This window comes from Acidianus manzaensis (genome assembly GCF_002116695.1).
GTDB lineage: Archaea > Thermoproteota > Thermoprotei_A > Sulfolobales > Sulfolobaceae > Acidianus > Acidianus manzaensis.
On sequence record NZ_CP020477.1, the window covers coordinates 1,144,028 to 1,163,632 of the forward strand.

General features: G+C 30.5%; 17 protein-coding genes and 1 pseudogene. 8 read left to right on the plus strand and 10 right to left on the minus strand.

Annotated features, from left to right (window positions below):
* Positions 1-12 precede the first annotated feature (12 nt).
* Positions 13-153, plus strand: a pseudogene (locus tag B6F84_RS14215) (sulfurtransferase); the annotation flags it as partial.
* Positions 154-333: 180 nt separating this feature from the next.
* Here the strand turns inward: B6F84_RS14215 and B6F84_RS05350 are convergent.
* Together B6F84_RS05350 and B6F84_RS05355 are read right to left on the minus strand one after the other, a co-directional pair.
* On the minus strand, positions 334-1,965 hold the full coding sequence (locus tag B6F84_RS05350; RefSeq protein WP_148691282.1) for an acyl-CoA dehydrogenase family protein: 1,632 nt from the start codon (positions 1,963-1,965) through the stop codon (positions 334-336).
* Between the two features lie 20 nt (positions 1,966-1,985).
* A complete protein-coding gene (locus B6F84_RS05355) occupies positions 1,986-3,470 on the minus strand; it encodes an AMP-binding protein (RefSeq protein WP_148691283.1) in 1,485 nt (494 codons plus the stop codon).
* 519 nt (positions 3,471-3,989) lie between these two features.
* Between B6F84_RS05355 and B6F84_RS05360 the strand changes: the two genes are divergently transcribed.
* Positions 3,990-4,442 (plus strand): peroxiredoxin, encoded by a 453-nt coding sequence (locus B6F84_RS05360; protein ID WP_148691284.1) that lies wholly within the window; start codon positions 3,990-3,992, stop codon positions 4,440-4,442.
* On the opposite strand, the gene B6F84_RS05365 is transcribed toward B6F84_RS05360, so the two are convergent.
* Together B6F84_RS05365 and B6F84_RS05370 are read right to left on the minus strand one after the other, a co-directional pair.
* Complete coding sequence (locus B6F84_RS05365; RefSeq protein WP_148691285.1) at positions 4,437-5,057, minus strand: helix-turn-helix domain-containing protein; 621 nt, start codon at positions 5,055-5,057, stop codon at positions 4,437-4,439. The genes B6F84_RS05360 and B6F84_RS05365 overlap by 6 nt on opposite strands.
* Positions 5,058-5,284: 227 nt before the next feature.
* Positions 5,285-6,196, minus strand: a complete 912-nt coding sequence (locus tag B6F84_RS05370; RefSeq protein ID WP_148691286.1) for an aldo/keto reductase — start codon at positions 6,194-6,196, stop codon at positions 5,285-5,287.
* A 147-nt stretch (positions 6,197-6,343) separates the two neighbouring features.
* On the opposite strand from B6F84_RS05370, the gene B6F84_RS05375 reads away from it, so the two are divergent.
* From B6F84_RS05375 to B6F84_RS05390, 4 genes are all read left to right on the plus strand, one after another.
* On the plus strand, positions 6,344-6,817 hold the full coding sequence (locus B6F84_RS05375; protein WP_148691287.1) for a flavin reductase family protein: 474 nt from the start codon (positions 6,344-6,346) through the stop codon (positions 6,815-6,817).
* 356 nt (positions 6,818-7,173) lie between these two features.
* Positions 7,174-8,121: a 3,4-dihydroxyphenylacetate 2,3-dioxygenase gene (gene hpaD, locus B6F84_RS05380; protein WP_148691288.1), complete on the plus strand. Its 948-nt coding sequence runs from the start codon at positions 7,174-7,176 to the stop codon at positions 8,119-8,121.
* Entirely contained in the window at positions 8,118-9,593 is a 1,476-nt protein-coding gene (locus tag B6F84_RS05385) for a 4-hydroxyphenylacetate 3-hydroxylase family protein (protein ID WP_148691289.1), read from the plus strand. Before hpaD ends, B6F84_RS05385 begins: the two co-directional genes overlap by 4 nt.
* A gap of 11 nt (positions 9,594-9,604) precedes the next feature.
* Positions 9,605-10,468 (plus strand): fumarylacetoacetate hydrolase family protein, encoded by an 864-nt coding sequence (locus tag B6F84_RS05390; protein ID WP_148691290.1) that lies wholly within the window; start codon positions 9,605-9,607, stop codon positions 10,466-10,468.
* Between the two features lie 50 nt (positions 10,469-10,518).
* Here B6F84_RS05390 and B6F84_RS05395 read toward each other — a convergent pair whose 3' ends face one another.
* The gene (locus B6F84_RS05395) at positions 10,519-11,886 is read right to left on the minus strand and encodes an MFS transporter (protein WP_148691291.1); all 1,368 of its coding nucleotides are present in this window, start codon (positions 11,884-11,886) and stop codon (positions 10,519-10,521) included.
* Positions 11,887-12,633: 747 nt separating this feature from the next.
* Between B6F84_RS05395 and B6F84_RS05400 the strand changes: the two genes are divergently transcribed.
* The gene (locus tag B6F84_RS05400) at positions 12,634-13,467 is read left to right on the plus strand and encodes a DMT family transporter (protein ID WP_148691292.1); all 834 of its coding nucleotides are present in this window, start codon (positions 12,634-12,636) and stop codon (positions 13,465-13,467) included.
* A gap of 139 nt (positions 13,468-13,606) precedes the next feature.
* Positions 13,607-14,557, plus strand: a complete 951-nt coding sequence (locus B6F84_RS05405) for an alcohol dehydrogenase catalytic domain-containing protein (protein ID WP_187152770.1) — start codon at positions 13,607-13,609, stop codon at positions 14,555-14,557.
* Between the two features lie 43 nt (positions 14,558-14,600).
* Here the strand turns inward: B6F84_RS05405 and B6F84_RS05410 are convergent, their stop codons facing one another.
* The 5 genes from B6F84_RS05410 to B6F84_RS05430 all read right to left on the minus strand — a co-directional run bounded on the left by B6F84_RS05410 (position 14,601) and on the right by B6F84_RS05430 (position 19,414).
* Positions 14,601-15,131, minus strand: a complete 531-nt coding sequence (locus B6F84_RS05410; protein ID WP_148691293.1) for a nicotinamide-nucleotide adenylyltransferase — start codon at positions 15,129-15,131, stop codon at positions 14,601-14,603.
* Positions 15,132-15,809: 678 nt separating this feature from the next.
* Complete coding sequence (locus B6F84_RS05415) at positions 15,810-16,385, minus strand: DUF998 domain-containing protein (RefSeq protein WP_148691294.1); 576 nt, start codon at positions 16,383-16,385, stop codon at positions 15,810-15,812.
* Positions 16,386-16,486: 101 nt separating this feature from the next.
* Positions 16,487-17,074, minus strand: coding sequence for a TetR/AcrR family transcriptional regulator (locus B6F84_RS05420; RefSeq protein WP_148691295.1), 588 nt, complete (start codon positions 17,072-17,074; stop codon positions 16,487-16,489).
* 221 nt (positions 17,075-17,295) lie between these two features.
* On the minus strand, positions 17,296-17,700 hold the full coding sequence (locus B6F84_RS05425; RefSeq protein ID WP_148691296.1) for an SRPBCC domain-containing protein: 405 nt from the start codon (positions 17,698-17,700) through the stop codon (positions 17,296-17,298).
* Positions 17,701-17,806: 106 nt separating this feature from the next.
* Entirely contained in the window at positions 17,807-19,414 is a 1,608-nt protein-coding gene (locus tag B6F84_RS05430; RefSeq protein WP_148691297.1) for a long-chain-fatty-acid--CoA ligase, read from the minus strand.
* Positions 19,415-19,605 lie beyond the last annotated feature (191 nt).

Genomic DNA, 19,605 nt, shown 5'->3' on the forward strand with positions numbered 1-19,605 from the left:
GAGGTTGCAAAAATAAGCCAACATCAAGTGGTAATAGATAATAAGTGGTTAGTAGATCATTTAAGAGATCCAAATGTAAGGATTGTTGAGGTGGATTATGACCCAAATACTGCCTATAATGTGTTGCATATCCCTGGAGCGGTTTTAATAAGATGAAGAGAAGATTTGTTGATTATAGTTTAAGTTTGCTTATTGTCATGAAGGGTAAGGTGTTTTCTAGTATTGTTCCTTTAATCAAGTGCGGTTGGAAAATATTAGTAAAAGTAGGAAAATTTAATTTAGTTCGTATTACATACTAATTTTCATGACTGCAATCCAAAAGTCCCATCCTAATTATATTCCTCCATGAATCGATATAATTTCATTGTACTTGTCCGTAAGTTCTAACTCTTTCTTTTCAACATAAAGCCTATAGTATTGTTTTGAGACTAAATCATAAAGCTCATCACCACTTTGAAACGCTAAATTGTTAAGTAATATGGAGGATAATAAATTGCCTTGTTGCCTTAAGAAATCTTTAGAATAAAATTCCGCATCTCTTATAGAAAGTCCGGAAAACCATTTCATTAACTCTATCGCATTATTAAATAACTTTCTAGTGAAATTTTTATCATAAGATTCTTCTACTAAATAACTTAGATCCTCCAAATAAACCTCATGTGCCTTTTTCTTTATCATGCTCTCTAACATATCTAAAGCCTGTATGTTACTGGTTCCTTCCCATATGGGAGTTATTAATGCTTCTCTATGCCATCTCTGTATTGGAAATTCATCCAGAAATCCTATTCCACCAAATATTTCCATTGCTATCTGCGTAACTTTAGAGGAAATTTCAGCAGTTAAATTTTTGGCAACATGCGTTAAAAATCTAGCGTAATGATATTCCTTGCTATATGGTGGTCTCGAATTTATTGATTTCTGAAACTCATTAATGGCTTTATAAGCTAAAGCCATTCCCCCTTCTATGCTCACCTCCATCTCCAATAGGTCTCTTATCATCAATGGATATTCAATTACCTTTTTGCCAAAGGCTGATCTATTTCGTGCAAAGCCTAATGCTTCTAGATATGCCTTTCGTGCAATACCTAACGCTCCCATAGCATTTGAGAGCCTAGATACCGTTAGGTCTTCCATTATGTAGTATATTCCTTCACTTTCCTTTCCTATTAGATAAGCTTCTGAATTAGCAAGTTCAACTTCTCCCGTCGGAACGGAATTGGTTCCGCTCTTCTGCTTAAGCCTTCTGATGAAGTAATTTAATTTGCCACTTGAATCATATCTGGGAACTAAATATAAAGATAAACCTTTAGCTCCCTCCTTACCCTTTTCAGTCTTAGCCGAAACTAAGGAAACATCAGCTATACCTGCACCGCTCGCAAAATACTTATATCCACTTAATAAGTATTTCCCCTCACTTACCTTTATAGTTAACGTAGAGTTCACTCCTAAATCACTTCCTCCCTGAGGTTCAGTGAACCACGTTGCACCGAACTCTACCCTATTTCCAACTCCTATTAAGTTCTTATATCTTTCCTTAATTTCACCTTCACCGTATTTGTATAACGCATATGCTGTCTGAATAGTTATGGTTAAAATGCATGCCACTCCCGGATCTCCTATTAGATAAATTCCAGTATAATGATCATGCCACGTTCCATTATTAAACGGATACCTATTAACGCCATACTTTATTATCAGCTCATTCAATATGAATTTCTCAAAGGGGTCAATCCAAACGTAGTCAACTCTCTCTCCATTTGCGCTCCAATTGACTAATCTTGGCCGACTCTCTAAGTCTACTCTATATGCGGATTCATAAACCTCACTTCCCACAAACCTTCCTAATTCAGTGAAATCGTTCTTTAGGTTAGTATAGGTCTTTAGAAGATCCTTTAGTGGCTTATCAACTGAATAATGATTTAAACCGTAAGCGAACGAGATATCTTCTATACTTTTTAGGGGCATTTAACAAACCTCTATTATCCTTATTTGTCTAAACCGCTTCTTAAAGCCTTTTTGTCAATTTTCCCAGTTCCCGTTAAGGGAATGTTGTCTACAATGATTATATCATCTGGAATCCAGAAGTTATTTATTTTCCCATCTTGAGCTAGTTTCTTAAGATGATCCAATATTTTCTCTTTCGCTCCTTCGGTATCCTTTGATAGTTTAACGAAAGCTATGGGCCTTTCACCCCATTTTTCATCTTTCTTTGCAACTACTGCTACCAATGAGACAAAGGGAAGTTCTGATATAGCAGCTTCTAAAATGCTGGATGGTATCCATTCTCCTCCACTCTTTATTATATCTTTTAATCTATCTAAAATTACTATACCTCCATCTTCAACAATATAACCTATGTCTCCTGTTTTGAACCATCCATCTTCAGTGAACGATTCTAACGTTTTCTCCTTATCTTCAAAGTAACCATCTGGAATCCAAGGTGCTCTGAATAGGATTTCCCCAGGTTCATTTCTTGACCTAGAGTTTATCTTGAACTCTGCCATTGGTACTGGATGGGTAACCTTATGAGGTTCTAGTCTTCCACTTAATATTGACTCAGTCTCTATGGTTATTGACGCTGCTAGCATATCTGTACCCCCATATATCGCTGAAAAATGCATATCTAATTCCCTCATTTTCTTCACTAATCCGTCCGGAATTGGACTTCCACCAATCAACACTTTTAACCCCTTTTTATTTAGACCTGCGTCCAATAGCATTTGCATCATTGTGGGAACCACACTGATCCAGCTTACATTTTCCTTTTCTATAATTGTTAGTGCAGTCTTAGGGTCAAATCTTCCCTCATATACCAATTTCGCACCAAGCATAGGACCTATTATCAAAGACCCCCATGATAAGATATGATAAATGGGTATATGAGGGAACATCACGTCATTTTGACTTAACTTGGCCGGTGCATTGTAGTATGACAATTGATTTAATATCGCTAATGCTCCACTAATCATCTTTTCATGAGTGTACATCACTGCTTTGGGAACTCCAGTAGTTCCACTGGTAAATAATATAACTGCATTATCATGGGCATTACATAATGCCTTGCCTTTATCCTCAGTGAATTTCAGCTCATCAAAGGATATCGTTTGGAGATTAGTTCTCGATTTAACTAAGCTCGCATAATCTTTAAAAATATTATCATAAACAAGAAATTTTGAATGAGACTTATTTAATGTGTATAATAATTGTTCTGGGGGAAGTCTAATATTCACAGGATAAACAATAGCTCCCATTGAGGCTATCGAGTAGATTAATTCCACAAATTTTATAGTGTTAAGTCCTAAAATAGCAATAACATCTCCCTTACTTATACCTAAGGATTTTAAGTAAGTTATTAGACGTAGAGATTCTTCATAAACTTCTTCATACGTTTTCTTACTTTCAACGTCAACTATTTCCTTTCGGGGGAATAAGAAAGACGCTCTTCTCAATATGTAGTCAAAGGTTAACAAGATTCTTTCACATAATAAAATTCAAAATCTAGTATAAATACATTGTGTGTGTCCAACGGAACTGTTGGATTGCAGTCATGAAAATCTACAAATAATACGAGCTAAATTGGAAATGCATATAGTCTTCTATGTATCTTGCAATATTCGCTAAATTAATACTTGCATATTTATCCGAACTAACTTTTTGTGTATATAATATCTTTACGTTTTTTAATTTTTTGCGTATTATATACTAATTTTCATGACAGCATTCCAACAGTCTCTTTTAGATGTCTTCCAAATTTTTAATGGAGGCTAGATGAAAATATATTTTCTAAAAAATTAAGTACGTAAGTTCTATGTAATTAAAACTTTATTATTGGTTAATTAGTTAATGTAAAAGACAGTAGGAAAAACAATAGGTAAATTTAAGTACAGAACAGATATATTTATGTTCTCATACTATTGGAATAATATATTTTAGCTTTGTTAGTTTTATAATGAAAAACATTTAAATTAGAAAAAGATACATCCTAAATAATGCCAAAAGTAGGAGAAAAAGCTCCATTATTTGAATCTGTAACAGATTCGGGAGAGAAGTTTGCATTGTCAGATTTTATAGGAAAGCATAATATAGTTTTGTATTTCTATCCTAAAGATGATACTCCAGGTTGCACTAGAGAAGCTTGTGCATTTCGCGATAACTGGGATTTACTTAAAGGATATGATGTAGTAGTTGTTGGAGTAAGTTCTGATGATATTGATTCTCATAAGAAATTCAAACAAAAATATAACTTACCATTCATTCTAGTTTCTGATCCTGATAAAAAGATAAGGGAATTATACGATGCTAAGGGATTTATTTTACCTGATAGAGTAACATTCGTAATCGATAAACAAGGAATAATTAGGCATATATACAAATCTCAAATGAATCCAGAGAACCACGTTAAGGAGGCTTTAAAAACACTAGAAAAAATAAAGAATTCATAAGGTATTATTTTTTATTACAAATTTAGTTAGCTTTTTCTGAGCATTCCTTAAATGGTAAAGGAAAGTTACTTTGCTTAATCCTAGTTTTTCTGCCATTTCATCAGCTGAAATTCTTCTAGGATAATCTAAATATCCATACTCATAGGCCATTCCTAGAACTCTTGTTTCAGTCTTAGTTAATTTTGGTGATAAAAATAAATTGAAATCTGAAATCTGGATATCTGTTATCTTCCCTATGCTTTCTAGCTCTTTAAGAATTTCTCTGATATTTTTGCTATTAGTAACAAAACTCCATGTTTCTCTATTATTACTTATAGTATTTCCGAGTATTAGTACTTCCTTATCGTAAAGCAATCCTGCGATAGATCCTTTATACTCATTCAAAAAATCTACATATAAAGAATCTCTAAATTTATACGCATTTAAAACTTTCAATATACTATGATGAGATTTCATCCTATTTAATATTTCTTTGTCTCTAGTGTCAACTAATATCCTACTCCTAAGATAATTCTTATGAGGATATACTTCCAAGTTAACAGTATAGGCATCATAAGGCATATGCAAGGTCCAACAATCTTCATGTTCTACTGTTATGTATGCTTTCTTTAGCATAGTAGTATATTACTTTTTTAATCATTTAAACATTACTAGCGTAAATAAGATGAAATAAGAAATAACATTATTATGAAATTCTTCAGCCCAATAATATTTCATGATATAGTGAATAAAAGTCAGTTTATTAAAAAACTTACTAAATCTTACTAAATGAAATTAAAATAAAAATTCCTAACATTATATCTAATGTATATTAAAATGCATTAATGTTATATCAATATCTATTAGACAAAATAGTCTATCTTTATCTTCTTTACACTATCTTCTAGCTTACTTAGCTCCTCATTACTCAATTTCCATCCAATGCTGCCTAAGTTATCTTTAAGATGCGATTCTTTAGTTGTATTAAAAATGGGAAACACGTTATTCTTTATCAATAGCCAGTTTAGTACTATCTGAGCTGGAGTCTTACCCAATTCTTTAGCTATTCGTTCTATTTCTTCAATTAATGGCTGAATATTTTTAATATAAGCTTCTCTAGCCAATATATACCATCTATATTCGTTCTTTATCTCTTTCCTACCTACTAAATACCCTAATCCTAAAGAATCATAAGCTAAAAGAGAAATATCCTCATTGTTCATATATGGCAAGACTTCCTTTTCTACGTCTCTGAAAAGGATATTATAGTGAAGTTCATTAGCTGCCACGTCAGTCTTTGAGAGATATTCTCTGAACTCCCTTAATAAAGGTAATGAAAAATTACTTAAACCTATATACCTAGCTTTACCTTCCTTATATACTCTTTCCATTGCTTTTGCAGTTTCTCTAATTGGTACATAATGGTTAGGCCAGTGGACCAAATATAAATCTACATAGGATGTATCTAATCTTCTTAAGCTTCCTTCAATGGCTTTCAGTACATCATCATATCTAAGGTGGTCTATGGAAACTTTAGTTATAATAAATACTTCGTCTCTCTTAAATTTCTTTATAGCTTTACCTATTATGGTTTCTGACATTCCATTCCCATAAACTTCTGCAGTATCTATTGTGTTAACTCCTAATTCTATTGCTTTACGTATCATTTCAACTGCACTATTTTCGTCTATAATGGAAGAATTTCCGTATTCCCAAGAACCTAGAATTAATGGAGATATTTTTTCATCTGTCCAGCCTAATCTTTTTGTCTCCATAAATAACATTATTTAATTAATAATTTAAATTTTCCGTAAAACTAACTCTAAATCTAGTCAAGATTTATGCGATAGACTTATTAAAGATAATATAAAACCATTTTATAATAAATATTATATATAAGAAAACGAATAGAAGAAAATCATATGCAAGAAGAATTAAAAAACATAATGAGAAGATATCCATTAGGAGTTTCAATAGTTACCACGAAATGGAAAGACCTATTAGTAGGCCTAACAGTTAATACTTTTAATTCACTATCATTAGATCCTACTCTGATTGTATTTTTTGCTGATAAAACTAAAAGTAATGATATTCCATTCAAAGAAAGTAAGAATTTTCTGATTAATTTTACAGATAATATAGATGTTCTTAATATATTTGCCACTAAGCCATTTAAGGAGAGATTTAATATGGTAAAATATTCAGAAGATGACGAAGGACTTCCAATTTTAAATGATTCGTATGCTTATATAAAAGCTACTTTATATAACGCAATAGATATTGGAGATCATTCGGTGATAACAGGTAAAGTAAAAAATATTAAAATACTTAGAGAGCAATTCGATCCTATAGTCTATTATAATAGAAAATATTACAGAATAAATAATAACTTATGATTAATATAAAATTCCATGTTTTTATACATATGATTTTACTGGCGTAATAAGCTTATTCTATTTTACACATATTTTTAGATATTACTTTTTGTAGGTATTAACTGTTAAGTAGAAATATTCTTTCTTTATTATATATCTAGAAAAAGATAGGTATATTCGTTAAGCATGATTCACCTTTTTAATAGTTTGTGTACTATTTGATTACTTTACGTTAGTTCTACGAATTGTTCTAATTAAGAGAAGAACCTCAATTTTCAGATGCTCTACAAACTACCTTATTTAACTATAATTTGAAGCTCTATATCTAAAACATATTTGATATGAGGAATATTTACTTTTATTACGTAAAATTTATTATGATTGATGTTTTAAGACTATCTCACGTTGTAATAAGAGTAACTGACATAGAAAAAGCAAGATATTTTTACGTTGATCTTCTAGGGTTTGTAGAAACAGAAAAAGACGGAGATTGCATATATCTAAGAGGAGTAGAAGAAGGCCAGCATCATAGTCTAATCTTAAAAAAGGCTGATTCTCCAGGATTAGGATACATAGGTTTTAGAGTTAAAAGACCAGAGGAATTAGATAAAGCAAAGGAAGAATTAAAAAACATTGGTATAAAATATATTGAGCACAAAGAGAAGGGCGTAGAAGAAAGTCTACTTTTTGAATCTCCTCAAGGAATACCATTTCTTATTTATTATGATATGGAGTATGTAGGAGATCTAAGAATGAAATTCCATCTTCATAAAGGAGTATCACCTATTAGATTAGCTCACGTTAATTACATGGTTAATGATATAGAAAGTGAAGTAAAATTCCTAAAAGAATTCATGGGATATTATGAAACTGAATACTTTTTAGGGAAAGAAGGAAAGAGAGACGTAGTTTGGCTAACTAAGAGAGGAGATTCTCACGAAGTGGCTATAGCTAAAGGTGAAAAGAATACGCCTGGCTATCATCATCAAACTTACTACGTTCACGAGTTAAAGGACGTAGTAAAGTCAGCTGATATTTTAGCCTCCGCAGGATTGTGGGATAGTATAGAAAGAGGGCCAGGTAGACATGGTGTTACAGAAGGATATTACATGTATTTAAGAGACTTTGATAAAAACAGAATTGAGTTCTTTACTGAAGATTATATAGTTTTGGATCCAGATAAATGGAAGCCCATAGTTTGGACTTATGATCAGGTCAGATATAGAAGTGACTTTTGGGGAAGATCCATTCCTCAGTCTTGGTTGACTGAGTGGATGCCCGTGGAGGACATATTCACGGGTAAATTAAAGGGGTGGATTTCATGATAAGAAAAGGAGAAGACTATTTAAAAAGTATAAAGGTAAACCATCCAGTAACATATTATGAAGGAGAAATAGTAGAAGATGTAACTGAACATCCTGCATTCAAAATACCTGTACATACAGTAGCTAAATACTACGATCTGCACTGGGACGAAGAATACAAGAAATACTTAAGAGTTTATAATCCAGACGTAGGAGAAGAAACCAGTATATCATTTTTAAGACCAAGAAATAAGAACGATTTAGCTAAATTAAGGGATGGTCTAATAAAAATCTATGATTTTTACAGAGGATTTTTCGGAAGAAGCCCAGATTATTTAAACGTATGGAATACAGTATTTTATGCTCATGCAGAAGACTATTTTGGTAAAAACTTTGGATCAAAATTTATGGAGAATATGATAGAAATTTATAAAGAAGCTACAAAAAACGACTTATTCTATACTCATGCCATAGTAGCACCAATGTATGATAGATCAAGACCACCTTCCCAATGGGAAGATCCATATATTCAAGTTGGCATAGTTGAAGAAAAGCCAGAGGGAGTAATAGTTAGAGGAGCTTCAATGATAAGTACTGCTGGACCTTATGCAGAAATGCTATGGTATTTACCAAATATAAGAAGAGATACTGATCCTAGATATGCTCTATATTTTTCGATTCCAGCTAATACTAAAGGAGTAAAATTCTTGTCAAGAAGAGGATTCCAACCTAGAGAAGGTGGGGAATTCGAATATCCAATCTCATCTAAACTTGACGAAAGTGACGCAATATTAATTTTTGATAACGTACTTGTTCCTTGGGATAGAATAATATTTTTCAAAAAACCAGAATTAATAGAAGATTTAATGTGGCATACTGTAAATTTAAGAGGATGGTTTAATTGGCATTTTGTGATTCAACATTATTCTAGGTTAAAGTTCCTAGCCGGATTAGCAATGGCAATAACTGAAGCTGCAGGAACTAATGTATTTGTAAACGTTCAAGAAAAAATTGGAGAAATATTACTTTACGTTGCATTAAATGAAGCAGCCTTATACGCATCAGTAGATCATGCTGAAGAATTACCTAATATAACTAGACCTAATCCTTACATAGCAATTTCGGCAAGTAATTTTAATATGTATACTGTCCCTAGGGCTAATGAAATTCTTAGACTAATAGCTGCTGGATCATCAATTCCAATTCCTGCAGGAATAAAAGATTTTGAAAATCCAGAAGAAAGGAGGCTAATAGATAAGTATATGTCAATGAAAGGATTGAACGCATTAGATAGAATAAAACTATTTAATCTATTATGGGATGTTATAGGTTCAGAAACTGGAATGAGATATGAACAATACGATAGATTTAGCAGAGGAGATCCTACGCTTAGATGGGCACAAACGTATACTGAAGTATTCAAAGATAGAAAACATGAATTCGTTAAACTAGTTAAAGATATATTAGATCAAATGCCAAATCCAAAAGCGTAAGGAAAGATAAAATGAAATATTTATCTTTTTATATCGAAGGAAAAAGAAAATTGGGAATACTGAGTGATGACGAAAAATATGTTAACGCTATTCGAAACTTTTCAGATACTGAATCTAAGGGAGAAACATACAAAATAAATGAAATAATATTTGACGTTCCTATTACTCCATCAGCAATCTTTTGTACTTTAGTAAATACGCCAGCGATGTTAGGTACTAAAGATAAAAGTGAAGCTAAATCCATGATAACATCACCAAAATTTTTCCTTAAATTACCTACGTTAGTAGTAGCTAACAATCAACCTATAATAACTCCTAAAGATGCTATAAGACCAGAAGTAGAAATTGCAATAATAACTGGAGAAAAAAAGATTAAAAATGCAACTAAAAAAGATTTAGATAATATTTTAGGATATTCAGTATTTAATGATATAACATATCCGCCTGGATTAAAAGAAGATGGGTATTATGCGTATAGGAGAGATCCTATAGACGGTAAGGTAAAAAAGATTTTTGTTAGAGGATCGCACTTTAGAAATAAAGTAAGAGATACATTTGCTCCTTTTGGACCATGGATTGTTACACCAGATGAAATTAATGATGATATTAATTCGCTAACTATGAGAAGTTATTATAATAACGAATTAATTCAAGAAGGCTCATCAGAAGATTTTATTTTCTCTATTGAAGAAATAATAATAGAGTTATCTAAAATAGTGAGTATACCTCCTTATTCATTGATATCGTCTGGAAGTATAGGATATAAAAATGCTGAAGAAGTATCAGAATATTATTTGAAGCCAATTAACAATGGGAAGATAATAGCTGAAATAGAAAAGATAGGAAAATTAGAAAATTTCACCATAATTGAATAATACTATATAAATTCTTTTTTTATTATATAATAAAAAATGAGATGTTTCAATTATTTTACATTAGGTTGCTTTTCCTCCTTCTTTTCTTCTGGATTTTCCTCAATTAACTTAGTACCTAATGTTTCTGGACCTAAAAGCATTCCTATTCCTACCAATACTGCACCTATCATTAATAGCACCGCAGTAGAAAACCATATGTTAGTAGGAGTATCTATGCTCTTAAATAGATAATTATGCATTAATGGTACATAAATACTAAACCAACCTCCTATGAATATTCCTGACGAATATCCAAATCCAACACCTGAAGCCCTCATAGAAGCTTTGAATCTTTCTGATAAATAGATTGGTATAGCACCCCAAGGTCCTTGAGTTATTATGCCTATTAGTATTGAAGCTAATGCAGCTAGAGCATAATTACCTATCGTGGCAGAATGAATTAGTAAATAGTATACTGGAATAGCAACTATAAATGTTCCTACAGCCCACCATAGAGTTAATCTTCTCCTCCCTACATATTGAGATAATGCACCAAAAATTACTGCAGCTGCAAACGCACCATAAGTTCCATATGAATATATAGTATCAGCTTCACCTATTGGAAATATTGATGGAGCATGCTCTAAAATAGTAGGAACAAAGGCAAATAGTGAATAGGCAAAAAAGAACATTCCGGTCATGTAAAGCATTACTTGAAAGAAATCTCTTCTATATGGTTTTCTGAATAAATCTATTAGTGGAGTCTTTCTTACCATTTTCTTATCTTTAACATCTTGAAATACTGGAGTTTCCTTCATTGAAAGCCTAATTGCTAATGCTATCGCAGCAGGAGCTAAGGCCGTTAGAAATACATACCTCCAGGCGTAAGTTTCTACAGCATGCAGTCCGAAGAATGCTATAAAAGCTCCTTCAACTACCGCAGCTAAAGCTGCACCAAAAGAAAATCCTCCTTGTACAATACCGCTTATTAGACCTCTCCATTTATATGGAGTCCATTCCATAGCAAATGGATGTCCTGCCGAGTATTCTCCGCCAGCAAAAATACCTACAGCAATTCTTATTATAATAAATAAGATAAACGATAAAATACCTACTTGTGCATAAGTTGGCAGTGCTGACGTTACTGCACTAGATATTCCTAATCCTAATACAGTGATTATTAAATCTCCTCTTCTTCCTATTTTATCTCCTAGATTACCGAAAATAGCAGAACCTACTGGCCTAAATATTATAGTTAAAGAATAAGCTAAAATAACATCAAAAGCTGCTATTAAAGGAGATTGAGGTGGAAGCAAAACTGTAGCTAAAACTGGAGCAATAGTCAAAATCATAGTTAAATCATAAGAGTCTAACAAAAATCCTATGAATTGTGATGTTGTAGCTTTTGCAGAATCTGAAGTAAATTTTTGCGGTTCCATGCGTTAAATGAAAGAATTAAGTTATATAAAAATATTTATATTATATGTTTCTAAATAAAGTATAAGTATATACTATTTATAATTCAAAATAATATTTTGAAAAATCTTAAACATCATATCTGTTAATGATATAGAATCAACATTTAGTTTGACTTATACTCTCTAAAAAACTTTACATTATTTATGATAATTTATTAAAGATACAAGTTTAAAGATTTCCTTATTCCTAAATAATTTATATAAAAATTATATTATATATCAATATTGAGTAAAAATATCTTTATAGATCTCTAATTAGTACTTAACTTACAACTGAATAACTTTAATTAATACCTATCTATGTATATTTTACAATATTAGTAAATTTTTATTTACTTTTAGTGCATGTACATTTGAATATTTTATGCTGATTCTACGAACGGTTCTGATTTGGAGAAAAATCTCAATTTCTAGATGCTTTACAACCTAATTTACTTTAGAAATTAAACAAAGAATATTATTATTGTTTTATGTGAATTATACATGATACCAACAAAAAGAATTTAAAAAGTGGTTCGCTCTAGCTGTAAAGAGTTACGTTATAGAATTTTTTAATAAAAATATAAAACATGATTTAGGATAAATTTCTTAATAATTTTCGATTCGAATTGATGTAGTCTATTATTAAGTTTATTTTTAAATGTAATCGTTCTTTTACTTAATTATGGTTAATCAGCTTTATTTTAACTACGAAAATTATTCTTGCCTATGGAAAGTTTAGCTTTTAAGGCAATTAAATGGCTTGGACCATTAGCTATAGTCTGGGGATTAACTTATCCTCTCACTAAACTGATTGCAGAATCAGTATCACCTATAGTTATAACATGGGTAAGAATTGGTATAGCTGCAGTTTTCTTTCTTATTCTCTCTAATTTTAAATTTTCTATAGGAAAAAAGCAATTTATTAATGCAATATTTAATACTATACTTTTTATGCTATTCTTAAATGTAGGCACGTCTATTTCTTCTAATCCAGGTCTTGCTGCAGTAATGATATATACTCAACCTCTATTTGTAGTAATTATAGAAAAAATATTAGGAACTAATATATCAATGAGGGCATTATCTGGAGTGATTCTAGGGTTCGTAGGCATAGCATTATCAATTACATCAGTAAGCCTTGATCTTGGAGTTATAATAGCTCTAATAGGTGGAATAGTGTGGGCTATTGGAACTGTATATTACTCTAGGAATCTAGCTAAAGAGAATATAATAAAACTAAATGCTTTCATGAATATAGTAGCTTTCCCTTTTACATTAGTTTTAACTCCAGTCAATTACTATTTCACAGTAAGTTTATCTATTATAGGCTTATTAATATTGTTAGGTATTCTTGCTCAAGCTGTTGGTTATTATTTATGGTTTAATGCGATAAGAGATTTAGGAAGTATAAGAGCATCTACTGGTTCTTTAGTAGTTCCTGTCGCAGCATATATTTTAACTTTTGTCATATTGAGGATAGCTCCAACTCCACTAGAAATTTTAGGATCTATAATAACTCTTATCGGAATATATATAACTATAAGTTATAGAAAAATCTGATTATATTTATAATGCATTCAATGGAAAATTATACTTTAAATGAAATTTTACTTAATTTACAAAATTATATATTAAACATTAACTGACTAAATTTATAGCTAAGTTTAATATTTCTTTATTTAAGATCTAATTGATAGCGTTGAAAGCTGCAGTAGTTGAAGAATTCGGAAAACCTTTAGTAATAAAACAAATAGAAAAAATTGACAAAAATGAGAAAGATATAGACATAAAAATTAAAGCTAGTGGAATATGTGGTAGGGATATAGTTATATGGAAAGGTGGATTCAAAAATTTACATCCGCCATTGATTTTAGGTCACGAGATATTTGGAGAATATAACGGAAGACCAGTTGGAGTTTATGGTACTATTATATGTAAAAAATGTAAATATTGTAACTCAGAAAGGGAAAATCTATGCGAAAATAGTATATTTTTAGGTGAAGGAAGACCAGGCGGATATGCTGACGAAGTATATGTACCAGCGGATAACATATATTATCTTCCTGATGATAACTACAAAGCATATGCTGCATCCGTATGCCCATTAGCTACAGCAATACATGCTTCACGGTTAGCTAATATAAAAAGAGGTGATAAAGTACTTGTTACAGGTGCAGGAGGAGGAGTTGGTATTCATTTACTACAATATTTACGTTTATTAGGAGTTCAATTAGTATCTATAACATCAGAGTCAAAAAAGGAAATTGTAAGTAAATATTCTGATATTACCATTACTCAAAGGGATTTCTCTAAATTAATAAAAGACGTAGATGTTGTTATGGAATTAGTAGGAAATCAAACGATAAACGAAAGTCTAAGAGCATTAAGTAGAGATGGTACATTAATATTAATAGGAAATATAGAAGGAAGTGAAATCTCTTTAAAAAGGCCAGCATTAACTATAATGAGACAACAAAGAATTATAGGCTCAGCAGCATATACTAGACAAGAAGTACTAGAAGCAGTTAAGCTAATTCATGATCAGAAAATTATTCCATTCTATGAAACTTTTAGTCTGGAAGATGTAAATATAGCGATAGAGAAGTTAAATAATTCTAAGATAATAGGTAGAGCAGTACTTATTCCATAAGTTTACATTAGTTTAAAAAATAAATTGATTAACATATAAAAAATCAATAGTTCAAAATTTTATCACTTCTTGTTATTTCTTTTAGTCTTTCGTCTCCTTTTATGTTTATTATATATTTGTAAACTTTTTCTGGCACTAGGTTTTCCCAATTTTCTCCAGTTATAATCATTTTCCTAATTAATGTTGAATTATACTTTTCTCGATTAAATGCTGGAGGTTCCTCAACTTCTACCCCAGCCTCCTTAAAAAGTCTAAGAACTAAAGGATTCCTAGCAAAAACCTTCTCAAACTTAGGAGAATACAATTTAACATGATAAGCCCAAACACTATTCATCAAAACATCAGGAATAGGAATAATAAAATACTTACTAGAAGAAACACCAGCCTCCTCCAAACCCAACCTAATCATCTCAACCCTCTCACCAGCAGTAAAAGGATTAACCAAAGTATGACTCTCCTGACTACTACCAACAAGAATAACCAACTCATCAACCCTCTCCAAAGCCCACTTAACAACACTCAAATGACCTAAATGAAATGGCTGAAATCTCCCTGGGTATAACCCTCTAAGCAAACAACATCACCAAAATATCATACGTTTCCTATAGTTTTAAACTTTGTTTGGATTATCTTTTAAATTATTTAAGTGTAGCTCACCTAAATGTATCTTGTATTCAGATAAAAAACACTATCTTTACTATTCAATATATATGTGAAAATACAGCAAAACTTGTATTATTACTCCTTATTAGATTAATACTTAGAAATATATCGTTTAAAGTAGTTAGATTTTTAGGCTATGTTACTAAACTATTTTTAGATATAGTTGTTCATAAAAAGTGATTATCATAATTTCATTCTAAATTTAGCTATAGTATAGAGTTAAGTTATAGTATCTAAAGATTCTTAATCTAGAATGTGTAAGTTTTAATGAGAAAATTTATCGGATAAATAGTATCTAATAATAGTCCCTATATTATTTTTAGTCTTTTAGAAAGTTTAAGGAAGAATTTAGTTTTATGAATATTAAGAAAATATAATTAGTGAGAATGAAATTAAGCAAATAATATATTTATAGAGATAATTGAAAAATTTCCATATACTACATTAAACATTTAGCTAGTCAATTACAGTGCTATATACAAGATATTTCTAATTAATAGTGTATACTATTTGAATAATTTACGGTAGTTCACGGATTGTTATATTTTGGAGAAAAATCTTAATTTTAGATGCTCCATAAACTACCTAATTAATGTATTTTATTAAATGATATTCCATGTAAAATTACGCATATATCAATAATACTTATTCCAAATATTTCATCTTCGGCTACTGATTGCCAAGGGATAATAATAAAAAGTATCCATCCCAATATTATCAAACTTAACAATATAATCCCAATTTTTAGAAATATTCTGGTAAGAATTAAGGATATGGATATAACTATATATGATATTGAGGCTAAAATAAAGAACCATAATGAAACAAAATTATGGGGATATGTTCCTTCATGGTAAATTCCTATTAGTGCCAAAAACAATGCAGAAATCATAAAAAATGATCCTCCCACTATTTCTAATTTATTTCTAGAGTTATTAACTATTAAAATGGAAAATATAAGAATTATTAATGATGTAATAATAAGTCCTCCATTATATACTAATGGATCTGTAGGATATGGATGCCCATTTAGTGGCCCTCCTCCACCTAAATCGCTTAGTGCGTTATGCGTAATACTAAACCAGGGGTTTATCAACGCGGAAATTATAATTGTGATCCATGCAGAAAGTATACCTATAAGGCCTACTATCAAAATTTTATTCATTAAACTATATTTTATTTATGGAGTTAAATATGTTTATAGTGAGTCTAGAAGTTATAGAATTGTAGCTTATACTGATATATTTAAGAATTAAGTTCTATTAATTATCTTGGATGTAATAGATTATCTATTAAATATTGTATATCATTTTTTATTTTTTCATTAGGTCCACTATTATCCCATAATAAATATCTCTTACCTAATATTTCTCCTATTCCTATAAGGACATAAGCTAGTAGTTCCGGATCTACATTAATTATTTCTCCTTTTTTCATTGCTTCTTCAAGACCAATTTTATATCTATCGGCTAATTTAGTAAAAAACCATTGATATAGTTGTGGATCGTGGACTTCAGCTTCTATAATTACTCTATGATACTTTTTATTTGTATTAAACCACTCTAAATATTTCAAAATTCCTTTTTTCTCTATTTCTATTCTATTAGCGGAATCTATGGTATTAGATTTTAAATAATATCTCATATCCCTATTTATTGATTTTATTAACTCACTCAATACTTCATGCTTATCTTTGAAATAATAATAAAATAATCCATATGCTATATTGGCTTTTATTGCGATATCTTCTACTGTAGTGTTCATAAATCCTTTTTCTGCTATAGTTTCAAGAGACGCTTCTAAGATTCTTCTAACTGTTTCCTTTCCTTTTTTAGTTTTAGGCTCAGTTACCATGATTAAATAAATTAAATTAATCAAATTAAAATGTTATGCTAATGAAATAGTACTATAAATAATTGAGAAAAATTTACCTAATATTTTATATAGTAATAAAAAGTTACATAACTTTTAGTATGTAGATTATTTGCAAGTTAATGTTATTCTCTTCATAATGATTTGACTTTAAGCTCTCATTAAGTTTTAGATATACACTAGGCATATCTTCAGATTGTATTTCATGATTTGCTAGATATTTTTTTCTTTATGCATTCAGAGGTCTGATTCATCATTGTATTAATAGTAGAATCAAGTAATCCTCCAACCATTGATACTGCAGGTCCTTCAGCAGTATAGTCTGCATCTATAGAGCCTTGGTTATCTTGTATAGTTAATTTAGATGTTATATTTATTGTTACTCCTGGTCCATTTATTTTAATGAATGTTAAATACTGATTATTATTTGTTTGTTGAGTTAATTCTGCATCTACGGTAAATTGCATTGCACCTACAATGGCATTTAGCTTAAATTGGTTTCCGTTTATATCTTTGACATTTGGTATACAATTTATAAAATTACTAGAATTAGAATAGAAATCTTTTACTTTATTTTGATCTATACTAAACGTTTCTGTCTTTATCATACTTATTCAGATATATCTATATTAGACATAAATAAAAATCTTATCATAATAAAAGAGATATCAAAAAATTATATTATAAGAAAAAATAGAAATTATTATAAAACAATTACTTTATTTGATCTCTTAATGCTTTTTTATCTATTTTATTCGTAGATGTTAACGGCATAGTATTTATAAATATAAATCTATCTGGAATCCACCATTTCTGAATTCTTCCTTTGTTAGCTAAATCATTTAAGAAGGATCTTAATTCTTCTTCTTTAAGATCTCCTTTAGGTACAATAAATGCTACAGGCCTTTCTCCCCATTTTTCATCTTTTACACCTACTACGGCTACTTGCGATACTTTAGGATGTAAAGATATAACGTCTTCAAGTAATAAAGATGGTATGAATTCTCCTCCGCTTTTTATTGCATCCTTTTCTCTATCGACTATATGAAGATATCCTTTGTCGTCAATAAACCCTAAATCTCCAGTGTGTAACCATCCATCTTTCCACAGTGCTTCAGTTTTTTCTGGATCCTTATAGTACTCTTGAGTTAACCATGGAGATCTAACTACCACTTCACCTATCTCTCCTCTATTTTTCTCTTTTCCAGTTATTGGATCAAATATCTTTATTTTTACGAATGGTAAAGGAGCACCTGCAGTTATAGTTTCGTAGAATTTATTTTCATCATTATCATTTTCAACTAATGAATTATAGTATGATACCGTAATAACTGGGCATGTTTCAGATAGTCCATATCCGCAAAGTACTGTAATACCTAGTTCTTGAGCCTTTCTAGCTAATCCCTCTGGCAATGCAGATCCACCTATTGTTACTTTCCAATTCTTAAATACATTACTATATTTATTAGCATCAGGGTGAGAAATTAATAAGTATAGTATAGTAGGAACCATAGCTGAAAAAGTAACTTTTTCTCTATCCATTAATTTAAGAATTAAGCCGTAATCATATCTACCTGGCAATACATATTTTACGCCATTTAGCATAAACACGTAAGGATATCCCCAAGAATGCACATGAAACATTGGAACTAGAATAAGATACGTATCTTTAGTAGATAGATTTAATGGTGGCCTTCCACCTACTAATGAAACTCCTAAAGCATGTAAAACTAATTTTCTATGGGTGAACCACACACCTTTCGGTTCGCCTGTAGTACCTGAAGTAAAGAATAGAGTAGCCATCATATTTTCGTTTAGATTTTCTGGTTCACTAGGTTCATTGCTATCTACTAATTCCCAGAAGTCTATAACTGGAAGTGAACTCTTCACCTTTTCTTTATTATCATTATATGTTATTATTTTCATTCCTACTGGAATAAAATTTGCTGCTTTCTCTACCAGTGGTAAAAATTCATCCCTAACTATTAAATATTTGTCCTCTGCTTGTAGTACTGTTTTAAGAATTAATTCTGGGGGGTATCTAATATTTACAGTATGTAAAACTGCTCCTGACATTGGTACTGAATAATAAGCATGAAGATAGACGTCAGTATCCCAATCCATTACGCCTATCCTATCTCCTTGCTTTATGTTAATATTCTTCTTTAATCCTGATAATAATCTTTTTACGGAATCGGAAAAACTAGAGAATGTATATCTTCTAATGTCTCTATATACTATCTCTCTATTAGGAAATGTAGTTACGCCAGTCTCTAAAATATTATCTACAGTTAATTGATACTCAAAATATTTACTACTCATAAGATAACTTATGAAACTTATATTATTAAAATTTATTTAATATAATGCAGTATCTTCGTAACGTAAAAGATTTGACTTCAAACAAATATTCTTAACGATACTACTTCATTTTTATAGCTATATCTTATAAGGAGATTTAACGTTAGTTCTACTAAATAGGATTTAATATAGTTTAAATAGCACAAAAACTA

Bases quoted from the DNA above. Each gene is read 5' to 3' on its own strand.
- B6F84_RS05350 (WP_148691282.1), bottom strand. From the start codon at position 1,965: ATGCCCCTAAAAAGTATAGAAGATATCTCGTTCGCTTACGGTTTAAAT.
- B6F84_RS05385 (WP_148691289.1), top strand. From the start codon at position 8,118: ATGATAAGAAAAGGAGAAGACTATTTAAAAAGTATAAAGGTAAACCAT.
- hpaD (WP_148691288.1), top strand. From the start codon at position 7,174: ATGATTGATGTTTTAAGACTATCTCACGTTGTAATAAGAGTAACTGAC.
- B6F84_RS05415 (WP_148691294.1), bottom strand. From the start codon at position 16,385: ATGAATAAAATTTTGATAGTAGGCCTTATAGGTATACTTTCTGCATGG.
- B6F84_RS05390 (WP_148691290.1), top strand. From the start codon at position 9,605: ATGAAATATTTATCTTTTTATATCGAAGGAAAAAGAAAATTGGGAATA.
- B6F84_RS05360 (WP_148691284.1), top strand. From the start codon at position 3,990: ATGCCAAAAGTAGGAGAAAAAGCTCCATTATTTGAATCTGTAACAGAT.
- B6F84_RS05425 (WP_148691296.1), bottom strand. From the start codon at position 17,700: ATGATAAAGACAGAAACGTTTAGTATAGATCAAAATAAAGTAAAAGAT.
- B6F84_RS05365 (WP_148691285.1), bottom strand. From the start codon at position 5,057: ATGCTAAAGAAAGCATACATAACAGTAGAACATGAAGATTGTTGGACC.
- B6F84_RS05375 (WP_148691287.1), top strand. From the start codon at position 6,344: ATGCAAGAAGAATTAAAAAACATAATGAGAAGATATCCATTAGGAGTT.
- B6F84_RS05400 (WP_148691292.1), top strand. From the start codon at position 12,634: ATGGAAAGTTTAGCTTTTAAGGCAATTAAATGGCTTGGACCATTAGCT.
- B6F84_RS05430 (WP_148691297.1), bottom strand. From the start codon at position 19,414: ATGAGTAGTAAATATTTTGAGTATCAATTAACTGTAGATAATATTTTA.
- B6F84_RS05420 (WP_148691295.1), bottom strand. From the start codon at position 17,074: ATGGTAACTGAGCCTAAAACTAAAAAAGGAAAGGAAACAGTTAGAAGA.
- B6F84_RS05395 (WP_148691291.1), bottom strand. From the start codon at position 11,886: ATGGAACCGCAAAAATTTACTTCAGATTCTGCAAAAGCTACAACATCA.
- B6F84_RS05370 (WP_148691286.1), bottom strand. From the start codon at position 6,196: ATGGAGACAAAAAGATTAGGCTGGACAGATGAAAAAATATCTCCATTA.